Raw genomic sequence first — 13,005 nt, forward strand, 5'->3', positions numbered from 1 at the left:
AAAAAGTAATTCTTATAGTAAAAAAGTTCCTATTTTATATGATATTATTTAAATTAGCATTTTCATCCTGCGATTCAACTTTATTGAAACGGAGTCATCATATGATTAATCAAAAAAAATATGTACAATTTGTCATGATGTATATAATTGTATTTTCTCTTTGGATATTCCTTATTCCAAATGAGTGGAACATAAAAGAAATTGGAATCCTTTTCTTATTTTGTTTTGCCGCAATCTTTTCTTGTTATTGTTCCTATAAAGCAATTAAAAAAATGAAGCGTGGTGATAAATTATTTTGGGTGTTATTATTATGTACTTGCCTATGTGGATTGGCTATGGAGATAACTTTATTCCTTCATTCACTTTCTATATGCGATCAAGTCCTATTCTCTTATGAGGCACTACCTTTTTTCATCATACAATATATTTTACTCTTTTCTGGATTTGCTATAAAGTTCATAAAACATTACTCTATTAGAGGCCTTGCTCAATTTTCATTCGATAGTATCTTTATCGTTATTATGAATATTTATTTTACCTTAACCTTTATTTTAGATCTTTCAAGCTTTCATACGTTAACAAAGGATACGTGGGTTTTAATTGGATATTTTATTGCACAATCATTAGTCATTTACGCCGTTATTAGCCTATATAGAAGAGAACAATATTCTTCTAGTAGAATTTCATTAATTATTGGCTTTACTATCATTCTTGTATACGGATATATACAGCTATTCCAGTTAAACACAGGAATAAAAACTTCTGCTGAATTCTCTTATTTAATACATACTGCTTCGATTTTATTAATTGGTTTATCGTCCATACTATACATTTTAGATAAGCCAATGCAACATGAAACAAAAACGAAATATTATCGATTTGATTATGTACGCTTTATATTGCCTTATTTTAGTATAATCATTACTTTTTCCTTTATTATCATTCAGCCTTGGGATGATAAATTCATGTTAATTGGTCTTGTATTATCACTTATTTTATTATTCTTGCGACAACTTTACATGTGGAAAGATAATAAAGTCTTAATTGATACATATGAACAGCTGACTACACAACTAGAAGATGAAGTTGAAGAAGGTGCTTCTGCGTTATCAAAAAGTGAACAACGTTATAAATCTTTATTTGAAGATCATCCTGATGCCGTTTTCTCTTTAAATATGCATGGTGTTTTTCAGCAATCTAACACAGCTTGTGAAAGCTTATTTACTGCTTACTATTGTGAAGTAGCAAGCTATTCCCTTCTGCACTTTATTGATCCAAAAGATCATGACTTACTAAAAAGAGCATTACAAATAACAAAAGAAGGTAGACCACAAACTTTAGAGGTTCGTACGAAAGAACAAGAAGGCTATTACTATTACCTTCACATTACACTCATACCTACTTTTATAAATAAAGAAGTTGTTGGGATGTTTGGGATAGCGCGTGATATTACAACTTTATATGAAAAACAAAAACAAGTAGAACATTTGGCATTTCATGATGCACTTACTGGATTACCAAATCGCCGCAAATTCGAAAAAGATTTAAAAACTATTTTAAATACAGCTCAAACTAGCGCAAATGATGTTGCCGTCATGTTTCTTGATTTAGATCGATTTAAAAAAATTAACGATCGACTCGGTCATGATGTCGGAGACTTATTACTAATTGAAGTAGCAAAAAGGTTACGCGGATGTTTGCGTTCAAAAGATATCGTTGCCCGCCAAGGCGGAGATGAGTTTACAATTCTATTACCAGATATGTACTCAGAAAAAAGTGCGGCTTTTATAGCTGAACAGATTTTAACTATTTTAAACAAACCATTCTTCATTAAAGATGAAGAACTATCTGTTACACCGAGTATCGGCATTGCAATGTATCCTGATTACGGAACCGATGTAACTGAATTAATGAAAAATGCCGATTTAGCTATGTATCGTGCGAAAGCAAATGGAAAAAACAGATTTGTTTTCTTCTCGAAAGAAATGAGTATTGCACAAAATGAGATTGAGTTCTTAGAAGGTGAACTTTCAAAAGCATTACAACAAAATGAATTTTTCCTTGAATACCAACCACAAGTAAGCACAAAAACAAAACAAATTATCGGTTTTGAAGCGTTAATTCGTTGGAAACATCCAAAACTCGGTATCGTATCTCCTGCCCAATTTATTCCTCTAGCAGAGGAAACAGGATTTATTATTGAACTTGGAAATTGGATTTTACGTACTGCCTGCTCAGAAGCAAAAAGATGGCATAATCAAGGTTTTTCTCACTTAAAAGTTGGTGTGAATTTATCTGTTGTTCAATTTAACCATACAGATTTAATCCCAACTATTTCAAAGGTGTTGAAAGAAACAGAACTAAAACCGGAAGCACTAGATATTGAAATTACAGAAAGTATCGCTATTAACCAAAATCAATCTGTAGTTGCAAAGCTAGAGCAGCTTCAAAATCTCGGTATTCAAATTTCAATAGATGACTTTGGAACTGGTTATAGTTCTTTAGCTTATTTAACAAAATATCCAATCAACACATTAAAAATTGCTCGAGAATTTATTTGTGGAATTACAACAAGTCCTTTAGAGGAAGCAATTATCTCTTCCATTATTACACTATCAAAAGAATTAAATTTAGAAGTTATTGCAGAAGGTGTAGAAACAGAAGAACAATGGAAATTTCTTTATGAACAAAACTGTGACCACATTCAAGGATTCTTTATTAGCAAACCTGTTTCTAGTAAAGACGTTTGGATGTTACTCCATAAAAAAACAACCGCCTAAGTAAGACGGTTGTTTTTTAGTACTCATAAGGTACCTCTTGAGCTAATTGTACCTCTTGATCATTATGAGAAATTATTTGGCTTTTCTCTAATGCTATATCTCCTAATGAAATACCCCATGCCATCGCTAACGTTAATAGACTACCAATAAGCAGTTTCTTCATATTCCATCACCTGCATTTTTTCTTTAAATATACCATGAAAATTTATCCACATTTTATGCAATTATGCATATTTGTTTTTTAGGTCTTTTTTATTTTTTCATTTTTTTCATAAGTGATTCTTTTAATGCGTGGTTTCCTAACATATCAAAAAAGAAGCATGCTTTTTCGTAAGCATCTTCAATTTCTGCTCTATCAGACCCTAGCTTTGCTAAGCATTCACCTTTTCGAAAGTATAGCTGTCCAATCAATGTCATACTATTAATTTGACACGATAGTTCAATAGCTTTATTTGCGTGGCAAAGCGCTTCTTCGTATTGATTATCTGAGTATAATGCTTTTGCATGATTATGTCTCACCTTTACATCAAATTCTTTATTATCATGCAATGTCTCTAACTGTTTTAATATATTTTCAAATAACTCAATAGCCTTCTTCAAATAGCCATTTTCAGCATAAATGTTTGCAATTGCGTTTTCAATATAAAGATTCTGATATACATCTATTCCTGCCAATTGTTGATTGAGCAATTTCTTTAATTCTAAAATACAATATTCGTAATCAATTTTTTTCAATACGTAAGCTGCTACATGATATTGCCATTGAAGAAATTGTTGAAGCTCGGGATGATATTCTTCCTTTTTCAGTTCATTCCATACCCTATTATAAATTTCTTTATATTTTTTTTGCTTACAAAGCATAATAATTCGATCTTTTAACTGCTTATTCCTCTCAATATCAGAATAAATGAGTACCTCATAAAAATGAATAATGGGAACTTGTAATTTTGCTGCTATACCTTGCAATATATCCATACTTGGGTATACCGCACCCGATTCAATTCTACTCACTTCTGATTGATGACATATGTTCTCGGATAACTGTTTTTGTGTTAATCCTCTCATCACCCTAATTTTCTTAATTTCAATTCCTAATTTTTCTGCGTGCATACTTACTCACCATCCCATTATAACAATCTAATTTTTTGAGTTGTCATACCACTACAATAATGTGAATTCGACAATTTTTGATATGAAATAATGCATAATATATATAAAATCTGGCAAATGTTTCATACAATTCATCTCACATACAATAGATTAGGAGTGTTATAGATGAATTATAGAAAACTTGCTAGTGCATTCGTTACATTCGGTCTCCTTTGTCCTTTATCCACAGAAGCTATTCATGCCCAAGAATTAAACAAAAATGAAGTGAAAGTTGAAATTGCTCAGCCTGGTTTAACAATCGGAAAATTAACAGAACCTCAAAATGATACGAAAGAGAATATTGCTAAAAAATATTTAAAAGGTGAGGTAAACGGGGCTAAAGCTCAACAAGAGCAAGTTACAACTGAAAAAAATGTTGATTTTCAACCTACAAATAAAGAAACAAAAGAAAATCAAACCGAAGTTCGCCTTGCACAAACTTACAAAAACTATAAAGTATATGGTCAAGATCTTATTGTAAACGTAGATAAAAATGGAGTAATTACAACTGTTAGTGGTAAAGTTGTCCAAAATTTAGACCAACAACCTAATCTTACTATAACAAATTTTTTGTCGAAAAATGAAGTAAAATCTAAATTACGCGATATACTTCAAATTCCAAGCGATGCGACTGAGACAGAATTCACCAACGAAACCGTTGTTTATAAGAAAAAAGATGGATATTACACATTTGCAACTGTTATTACCTTTACTTACGAAAACAATGAACAAATTATAAACGGTAATGCAATCCTTGATTTAAAAACTGGCGAGGTACTTTTCCAAGAAAAATTCATTAAAAATAAAGAGAATAAAACTATAAATCAAGTAACATCACCTAGACTATCCCTCGCAAGTGAGCAAGGAACTGGGAAAAATGCACTTCAAGAAAACATCTCTTTCAATATCGCCAAAGGGACTGATGGAAAATTTTATTTAGCTGATTTATCACGCGGAACTGGCATATATATTTATAATGCAAACTATGCGGACTCTCTCGGCGGATATAGTCAAGCTGGTTATCCAGGGACACTAGTTTCAAGTAGCACTCCTAACTTTGCAGATAAAGAAGCAGCGGGTGCTATGAAGAATATGAGTGATATTTATGACTACTTCAAAAAAGAACATAATCTAAAAAGTTACGATAATAAAGATTCAAAAGTTGTTGCTAGTGTACACGGTTTTGATTCTACTGAAGTTAGTGATGGTGTAAAAGAAGATTATGTAAATGCATTTTGGCACCCTGCTTGGAATCAAATGGTATTTGGTGATGGTTTAAACGGAAAGCTCACTTCAGCCCTTGATGTAACAGCCCATGAATTTGGACATGCTGTATTCAGCGGTACGACAAAGAATAAAATTGTGAGATATCCAAGCGCTGAAACATCTGCGTTAAACGAGGGACTAGCAGATTTCTGGGGCACACAAATCGAATATTATGTAAAGAAAGATAAGGGAAACTGGATTATGGGCGATACACTAGGTGGCCTAACAATCCGTGACATCCCGGGAGAAATTGGTGACGGTGGTCATAAATTATATACAAACTTACAAGATTTTTATAACGATGGAAATAATCAAGAGTCTCACGTAAATTCTGGTATCATCAGCCACGTATTATATCAATTAGCTGAAGGTAAAACATATAACAATGTTGCTGTTCAAAAACAAGGCAACGAAAAAGTAAGTAAAGTTGTTATGCGCACATTGCAAAATTACGCAACTTCAGCTGAAGATTTTGAATCACTCCAATCCCACATCGTACAAGCTGCAAAAGATTTATACGGAAATGCCGTATCAAATGAATTTGCAAAAGCATTTGAAGCACATGGTTATAAACCATTACAAAAAATAAATAGAGTAATAGAAGTATAATAATAAAAAAGAAGTTTACCGTTCGTAGGTAAACTTCTTTTCATATCCATCCCTTTTCTTCCGCAATTGTAATTGCCTCAATTCTATTTTTCGCGTCGAGCTTCGTTAACACTTCAGAAATATAATTACGTACTGTGCCCGGTGAAAGATAAAGTGTTTTCGCAATTTCATTTGCAGTCTTTCCTTCTTTAGCAAGTAACAATACTTCTTTTTCACGATCTGACAACGGATTTTGCTCCTGCCATAAACCAAACATTAAATCTTGAGAAACCTCTCGTTTTCCCTTCATTACATTACGAATCGCTGCGGCTAAATCTTCACTTGGGCTATCTTTTAACAAATATCCGTGCACACCAGCTTTCATTGCTCGTTCAAAATAACCAGGTCTTGCAAATGTTGTTAAAATCATTACTTTGCATGATGATTTTTCTTTCTTTAAAGTCTCAGCGACATCCAATCCACTTTGAATCGGCATTTCAATATCCATAATACTTACATCTGGCTTTAACGATTCAATTAATTTTAACGCCTCTTCTCCGTTCGCAGCTTGCCCAATCACTTCCATATCATCTTCTAAATCAAGTAGGGCTCCTAATGCACCACGAAGCATCCGTTGATCTTCCGCAATAATAATTCGAATCATACCCTCACCTCATCTTTTCCTGTTCTAATGACCACTGGTACTTTTACTGTTAATAGCGTCCCTGAATGTATCGTATTTAGTTCAACAAATCCATCAATAAGAGCAATTCGTTCTTTCATGCCGCGAATACCATTTCCATCATTGTTTTGATCCTCTAAACCAATTCCGTTATCTTCTACTTTCAAAATCAGTTCACCTTGTGATTCTAATACAGAAACTGTACACTGCGTCGCCTTACTATGTTTTACAACATTCGTCACAGCCTCACGTAAACACATGCCTAAAATATTTTGTTCAATCGGTGATAACGAACTTGCACTCGCTTCTTGTTCTATTTCTAACTCAATGTTAGCAGCTTGTAAGATCGCTTTTATTTGCTCAAGCTCTTCTTCTACTGTAATCATGCGCATATCAGAAATTAATTCCCTCAGCTGTTTTAAAGCGGTACGAGATGTTTGTGTAATTTCCTTTGCTTCCACACTTGCACGCTCTGGATTTTTTACGATTAACTTCTCAACAAGCTGGCTTTTTAACGTAATAAGAGATAACGTATGACCTAACGTGTCATGAAGATCCCGTGCAATTCGCTGCCGTTCTTCACGTTTTACTAAATCTTTAATTTGCTCATTCGCTTCGTTTAATTGGTTCTTTAACATCTTTTTCTGATTAAAATTACGCATACCAAATGGCGTAAGAAGCATTAAAATAAACATCGGAACGATATTTACTAAATTTGCCGGTGTTAGTTGATTCATATTTACAAATACAAATGCTCCGAGCATTACAACTAACAGACATAGTAGCACTCGAAATACTTTCTTACTTGGCGCAAAGCCCATCGCACTTGCCGTGAAAAAGCCAAAGAATATCATGAAAGGATTATAAAATATGGCAAATAAAAAGGTTAATATCATTTGAATAAACGCCCACAAAACGAACGTCTTCTGAACAAAATAAAGTTGACGGTATGTGATAATGAAGACTATCAACATACCGATCCCCATTACAAGTTTCCATCCTGATACTTGTGTTAAATTATAAATTGGAAATAACAAATATACGAGCCACATATACGGAAAAAAACCCATATGTTTCGGAAAAATTTCCATCCTCTTCTTCTCTATCATTTATACCGCTTCCTGTCTTTTTCTTATATATATTGATACTACAACAAATATAAGGAAATAACCTCCTAATACCGCGATATTTTCCCATCCAATTGATTTTCCAGCTACAATATCCCACGCACCGCTTCCAAAATGATATGTCGGTGTCCATTCACCAATCGTTCTTAATATTTTCGGGAATACTTCAATCGGCATCCATAACCCGCCAATTACAGCTAAACTCATATTTAAAATATTTGCTAGGCCAGCAGCTGCATCCGCCTTCTTAATGGAACCTATTACTGTTCCGAGTGCTAAAAATGGTGTCACACCTAACAATAACCATAATCCAGCACCAATCCATTGTCCTACCGTTAACTCAACATGATTAATTAATATCCCTGCCATAAAAATAACTAAGATTGAAAAAGCATTTACTACTGTTTGAGCGATAATTTTTGCTGTTAAATACGCCCCTTCAGGAAGCGGTGTAATTTTTAGAAGATGTGTCCAACCTTGCCCTCTTTCCTGAGAAAGTCTCACACCAAAACTAAAAAGTGCAGTCCCTACAATACTAAAAGTCGCCATAGAAATTAAATAATGTGCTTTCCACGCATCTCCGTTTTGTGGCACTTGCACAACATTTGTGAAAATGTAGTAAAACATAACTGGCATTAATAATGAGAAAAAGATAAATAATTTATTACGGAACGTACGTAAAATTTCTATTTTGCATTGCATCCATAAAGCTTTCATGCAATTTCCCCCTTTTGATTTGCGACAAACTGTTCAAATGCTTCATCGAGACTTCCACGTTCAACTGAAACATTTGTTACAGGTAGATTCTTCTGATAAATTGCTTGTAGAGTGGCATCTGTATCTTCCGTCGTTAAAGTGAAGCGCCCTTCATTTGACTGTACTTCTGTTACATGCGGTAATTCCTTTAGTAAACTCTTAGGGATTTTTTCTTTAGAATAAAACGAGATCGTTTTTCGAGAAATCGTCGCTTTCATTTCATCTGGTGTGCCATCTGCGATAATTTTTCCGTTCGCAAACAATAAAATACGATTCGCCAACGCATCTGCTTCCTCTAAATAATGTGTTGTTAAAATAATCGTTTTCCCTTCACTTGCTAACTTTTTAATCGTTTCCCAAAACGTTCTTCGAGACGTAATATCCATTCCAACTGTCGGCTCATCTAAAAATAACAAATCTGGATTTCCCGAAAGTGCGAGTGCAAAATTTAATCTTCTTTTTTGCCCACCTGATAACTTTTCACATCTTTGCTTTCGCTCTGATTCCAAATTTGATAACTGTAGTAATGTTTCTTTCGCTACCGGGTTTGTATAATAACTGCGGAATAGCTCAATTGCCTCTTCCACTGTAATGCTATCAATCACACTTACTTCTTGTAACATTGCCCCAAGGCTATTACGAACGCCTCTATGCTTTGGACTCTTTCCAAATATAGAAACTGTCCCTTCTGTAGGATCTTTTAATCCAAGCATCATCGAAATCATCGTCGTCTTCCCCGCACCATTTGGTCCAAGTAATGCTACTATTTCCCCTTTATCCACGTGAAATGAAACGTTACTTACTGCGTTTTTATGTTTAAATGTTTTAGAAACACCATTTATCTCAATAACCTTTTCCATCTCTCCACCCCCGCTGTTTCTTATATTTACATTGTATTCCTTGGAAAAGTTAGGAAACAGTATGATGCGTCATGACATCCATATGACAATTGTCATGTATTCTTTGTGTGAGGAATCAACCCGCATACCGCAAGCGAGTAGCAGGACGAAAATAAACATGATACAATCGGGTAAGATATATATTCGAGGAAGGACAGTGGTTTTCATGATTATTCGTAATGAACAGGATTTAGAAAGCTTACGAAAAATCGGCCGCATCGTTGCGCTTGCACGTGAAGAAATGAAAAAAGAAGCGAAGCCAGGTATGACAACGAAAGAGCTTGATTTGATCGGTAAAAAAGTATTAGATGAGCATGGTGCTATTTCTGCACCTGAAAAAGAATATGATTTCCCTGGTGTAACTTGCATTAGTGTAAATGAAGAAGTTGCTCACGGCATTCCAGGAGATCGTGTATTAAAAGAAGGCGACTTAGTAAACGTCGACGTATCTGCCGCACTTGATGGTTATTATGCAGATACGGGTATCTCATTTGTACTTGGGAAAGACGAAGAAAAAGAAAAACTTTGCCAAGCAGCTGTTGACGCATTTTGGGCAGCAATGAAAAAAGTTAAAGCTGGTTCAAAACAAAATCAAATTGGTCGTGCGGTTTCAAACTTCGCACATAAAAGTGGATACAATGTTATTCAAAACTTAACTGGTCATGGTATCGGTCTTAGTTTACATGAAGCACCAAACCACATTTTAAGCTATTATGATCCAATGGATAGCGCACTTCTAAAAGACGGTCTTGTTATCGCTGTAGAGCCATTTATCTCTATGAAAGCTGATCATATTATCGAGCGCGGTGATGACGGTTGGACATTCGTTACTCCTGACAAAAGCCTTGTTGCACAATGTGAGCATACAGTTGTCGTAACACGTGGTGAGCCGATAATTTTAACAGAAATATAAAAAATAGCCGTTTGGTAGCAGAAACCTACCAAACGGCTATTTTTTATTACTTTTAGGTATGCAAAAATTTATATAAATAAAAGGTGATGCATCAAAGCATCACCTTTTTAACGGGGTGAGGCTGCCCAAAAGTACGGAAAACCTTTGAACAGCCTCGTATTTTCATATGGATGCCTTACATATATCACTGATGATAATTATGAAATGCGGAAACATATTTATCATCACATGATTCAAACATGAGAAAAGAAACCCTACAGTGGATTCTTTTCTCTACATAATCTAAAGTTTGGGTACACTAGATTCATGCAATGTAGGAGCTTTCCAAGCAGAAAGCGAACCTTCATTTAAAATGATAGCATACATATCTCCATCAAAAATATGCAAATATGCATATAGTATTTTTTATTTATCAATGTCAGAATATTGAAAAATAAAAAATATAAAGGTAAAATAAAGTCGTTATCCGTCTTCTTTTGTCAGTCAGAGAGAATAGAAGAATAGGAGAGGAAAAAATGAAAAAATCTTTAAAACAAAAAATAGTAAGCTCTTTACTTGCTGTATCACTCGCTGTTAGCTTGGCTCCAATTGGACAAGTCAAAGCTGATTCCACGTCAGAAATCACACAGACTTCACCTATCACAAAACAAGTTGATGCAAGTCGCGCCATCGAACACATCCGTTTCTTATCCGAAACAATTGGTCCTCGCCCTGGTGGAACAAAATCAGAAGAATGGGGTTCTCGCTACGTTGGTATGCAACTTAAATCAATGGGTTATGAAGTAGAATATCAGCCATTTCAAGTGCCGGATCAATACGTTGGCTTTATTGAATCCCCATTATCCACAAAGCGTAATTGGCAAGCTGGCGCTGCTCCTAACGCACTAATTTCTACAGAAACTGTTACAGCTCCTCTTATCTTTGTTCAAGGTGGGACAAAATTAGAGGATATTCCAAATGAAGTAAATGGAAAGATTGTTCTATTTGAAAGAGGAACAACAGTTGCAGACTACAATAAACAAGTTGAAAACGCTGTTAGTAAAGGAGCAAAAGGTGTTCTTTTATACAGTTTAATTGGCGGTCGTGGAAACTACGGACAAACTTTCAATCCTCGCCTAACGAAAAAGCAGTCTGTCCCTGTCTTCGGTCTTGCTTATGCGCAAGGAAATGCATTTAAAGAAGAAATCGCTAAAAAAGGGTCAACAATTCTTTCCCTAAAAGCGAGACATGAATCTAATTTAAAATCCTTAAACGTCATCGCTAAAAAGAAACCAAAAAACAGTACAGGTAATGAAAAAGCTGTCGTTGTAAGTTCGCACTATGATAGTGTCATTGGAGCACCTGGAGCAAACGATAATGCTTCTGGTACAGGATTAGTATTAGAGTTAGCTCGTGCTTTTCAAAATGTAGAAACTGATAAAGAAATTCGTTTTATTGCTTTTGGTTCTGAAGAGACTGGCTTACTCGGCTCCGATTATTACGTTAATAGTCTATCCCAAAAAGAACGTGATCGAATTTTAGGTGTCTTTAACGCAGACATGGTTGCAACAAATTACGATAAGGCAAAAAATTTATATGCTATGACGCCTAACGGTTCTCCAAACCTTGTAACAGACGCAGCCTTGCAAGCAGGTAAACAGTTAAATAATGATCTCGTACAACAAGGGAAATTTGGCTCTAGTGATCATGTACCGTTTGCTGAAGTCGGTATTCCTTCTGCACTATTTATTTGGATGGGCGTCGATAGTTGGAATCCATTAATCTATCATATTGAAAAGGTATATCACACACCCCAAGATAACGTATTAGAAAATATTTCGCTAGAACGTATGAAAATGGCATTAGAGGTCATTAGTACAGGCGTCTATAATAGCCTTCAATCTACCTTGAAAACAGAACAAAAAGCCGCTTAATACTATTTCAAGCCACCGATTAATCGGTGGCTATTTATTGAAAAAGAAAAAAAAACAAATATGCATAAAAGCATATTTATTACATGGTATTATCGTGTATAATTAAAATCGTAATATATAAATAAAAACACATTTATTGTATAGTATTGACCTTACATTACATGCGATACCACGCTCTAAGCTTATGGCCCAATGGATAATAGGCTTTTTAAAGACGGTTTTGTTATTACTTTAGGGCCGCTGATTGAGTCCACCTTGAAATTGCTCTCTTTTTTCTATAAAAAAACCCTTCAGGCTGTATTCTTCCCTTCACTTTATCGTGAAGTGTTTTTGAATACTTACCCAAAGGGAGCAATATCAATAGTAATTTTTTAATTTGTCAGCTACTCAGATTACAGTGTAATCAATAATCTAAAGCTTTTTTATTATTTTATTCGCTGACGAGCGAGTAGGATTCCACCTAAAAGGAACAATACCATACCTCCAAGAATTGAACTCATTTCTGCTGATGTTCCTCCTGTGTTGGGAAGTAATGTTGGCTTATCATTTTCTGTAGTAGGTGGAACTTTTGAATCGCTATTTTCGTCTGCATTTGTGTTTGGATCTTTCGGATCTGTGTTTGAATCTTTTGGATTTGTGCTTGGATCTTTCGCATCTGTGCTTGGATCTTTTGGATTTGTGCTTGGATCTTTCGGATCTGTGCTTGGATCTTTTGGATCTACATTTGGTTCGTCCTTGATTTTTGTATTTGTGATGTCATAACCATGTACGTCAGATTGGTATCCGGCTACTGGCTGTTCTTTCACTTCATACTTGTACGCTACTCCGTTTGCATCGTATGCTGCTAAATCTTTAAATTCGTATTTCCAGCCTGTTGCTTCGCTTACTTCTTGCGTCGCAATCACTGTACCATTTTGTAGAAGGTCTACTTT

At 34.8% G+C, this 13,005-nt stretch carries 11 protein-coding genes; 4 read left to right on the forward strand and 7 right to left on the reverse strand.

Features of this window, described 5'->3' with window-relative positions:
* Positions 1–101 precede the first annotated feature (101 nt).
* Entirely contained in the window at positions 102–2,780 is a 2,679-nt protein-coding gene (locus G9F74_RS20710) for a DUF4084 domain-containing protein (RefSeq protein ID WP_000609944.1), read from the forward strand.
* A 16-nt stretch (positions 2,781–2,796) separates the two neighbouring features.
* Here G9F74_RS20710 and papR read toward each other — a convergent pair whose 3' ends face one another.
* Together papR and G9F74_RS20720 are read right to left on the reverse strand one after the other, a co-directional pair.
* Complete coding sequence (gene papR, locus G9F74_RS20715) at positions 2,797–2,943, reverse strand: quorum-sensing peptide PapR (RefSeq protein ID WP_000734723.1); 147 nt, start codon at positions 2,941–2,943, stop codon at positions 2,797–2,799.
* An 89-nt stretch (positions 2,944–3,032) separates the two neighbouring features.
* Positions 3,033–3,890, reverse strand: coding sequence for a helix-turn-helix domain-containing protein (locus G9F74_RS20720; protein WP_000542898.1), 858 nt, complete (start codon positions 3,888–3,890; stop codon positions 3,033–3,035).
* Positions 3,891–4,055: 165 nt separating this feature from the next.
* Between G9F74_RS20720 and G9F74_RS20725 the strand changes: the two genes are divergently transcribed.
* A complete protein-coding gene (locus G9F74_RS20725) occupies positions 4,056–5,804 on the forward strand; it encodes a M4 family metallopeptidase (RefSeq protein WP_001109521.1) in 1,749 nt (582 codons plus the stop codon).
* A 40-nt stretch (positions 5,805–5,844) separates the two neighbouring features.
* Here the strand turns inward: G9F74_RS20725 and G9F74_RS20730 are convergent, their stop codons facing one another.
* Genes G9F74_RS20730 through G9F74_RS20745 form a run of 4 tightly spaced genes read right to left on the reverse strand, consistent with a single transcriptional unit; the run spans position 5,845 to position 9,208 of the window.
* Entirely contained in the window at positions 5,845–6,447 is a 603-nt protein-coding gene (locus G9F74_RS20730) for a response regulator transcription factor (RefSeq protein ID WP_000619274.1), read from the reverse strand.
* Positions 6,444–7,574: a sensor histidine kinase gene (locus G9F74_RS20735; protein WP_000570637.1), complete on the reverse strand. Its 1,131-nt coding sequence runs from the start codon at positions 7,572–7,574 to the stop codon at positions 6,444–6,446. Before G9F74_RS20735 ends, G9F74_RS20730 begins: the two co-directional genes overlap by 4 nt.
* Positions 7,575–8,309: an ABC transporter permease gene (locus G9F74_RS20740; protein WP_000646291.1), complete on the reverse strand. Its 735-nt coding sequence runs from the start codon at positions 8,307–8,309 to the stop codon at positions 7,575–7,577.
* Complete coding sequence (locus tag G9F74_RS20745) at positions 8,306–9,208, reverse strand: ABC transporter ATP-binding protein (RefSeq protein WP_000416592.1); 903 nt, start codon at positions 9,206–9,208, stop codon at positions 8,306–8,308. The genes G9F74_RS20740 and G9F74_RS20745 overlap by 4 nt, the downstream gene beginning before the upstream one ends.
* 157 nt (positions 9,209–9,365) lie before the next feature.
* Between G9F74_RS20745 and map the strand changes: the two genes are divergently transcribed.
* The gene (map, locus tag G9F74_RS20750; RefSeq protein ID WP_002106654.1) at positions 9,366–10,160 is read left to right on the forward strand and encodes a type I methionyl aminopeptidase; all 795 of its coding nucleotides are present in this window, start codon (positions 9,366–9,368) and stop codon (positions 10,158–10,160) included.
* Positions 10,161–10,675: 515 nt separating this feature from the next.
* A complete protein-coding gene (locus G9F74_RS20755) occupies positions 10,676–12,073 on the forward strand; it encodes a M28 family metallopeptidase (RefSeq protein ID WP_016107310.1) in 1,398 nt (465 codons plus the stop codon).
* A gap of 425 nt (positions 12,074–12,498) precedes the next feature.
* Here the strand turns inward: G9F74_RS20755 and G9F74_RS20760 are convergent.
* On the reverse strand, positions 12,499–13,005 hold a 507-nt coding region (locus G9F74_RS20760; protein WP_260407930.1), incomplete at its 5' end, for a Cna B-type domain-containing protein.

The sequence above is a fragment of the Bacillus sp. EKM202B genome (genome assembly GCF_011066025.1).
In the GTDB taxonomy this organism is placed as follows: Bacteria; Bacillota; Bacilli; order Bacillales; family Bacillaceae_G; genus Bacillus_A; species Bacillus_A toyonensis.

Excerpts from the sequence above, each read along its gene's own strand:
- G9F74_RS20710 (WP_000609944.1), top strand. The coding sequence starts at position 102 with ATGATTAATCAAAAAAAATATGTACAATTTGTCATGATGTATATAATT.
- papR (WP_000734723.1), bottom strand. The coding sequence starts at position 2,943 with ATGAAGAAACTGCTTATTGGTAGTCTATTAACGTTAGCGATGGCATGG.
- G9F74_RS20720 (WP_000542898.1), bottom strand. The coding sequence starts at position 3,890 with ATGCACGCAGAAAAATTAGGAATTGAAATTAAGAAAATTAGGGTGATG.
- G9F74_RS20725 (WP_001109521.1), top strand. The coding sequence starts at position 4,056 with ATGAATTATAGAAAACTTGCTAGTGCATTCGTTACATTCGGTCTCCTT.
- G9F74_RS20730 (WP_000619274.1), bottom strand. The coding sequence starts at position 6,447 with ATGATTCGAATTATTATTGCGGAAGATCAACGGATGCTTCGTGGTGCA.
- G9F74_RS20735 (WP_000570637.1), bottom strand. The coding sequence starts at position 7,574 with ATGATAGAGAAGAAGAGGATGGAAATTTTTCCGAAACATATGGGTTTT.
- G9F74_RS20740 (WP_000646291.1), bottom strand. The coding sequence starts at position 8,309 with ATGAAAGCTTTATGGATGCAATGCAAAATAGAAATTTTACGTACGTTC.
- G9F74_RS20745 (WP_000416592.1), bottom strand. The coding sequence starts at position 9,208 with ATGGAAAAGGTTATTGAGATAAATGGTGTTTCTAAAACATTTAAACAT.
- map (WP_002106654.1), top strand. The coding sequence starts at position 9,366 with ATGATACAATCGGGTAAGATATATATTCGAGGAAGGACAGTGGTTTTC.
- G9F74_RS20755 (WP_016107310.1), top strand. The coding sequence starts at position 10,676 with ATGAAAAAATCTTTAAAACAAAAAATAGTAAGCTCTTTACTTGCTGTA.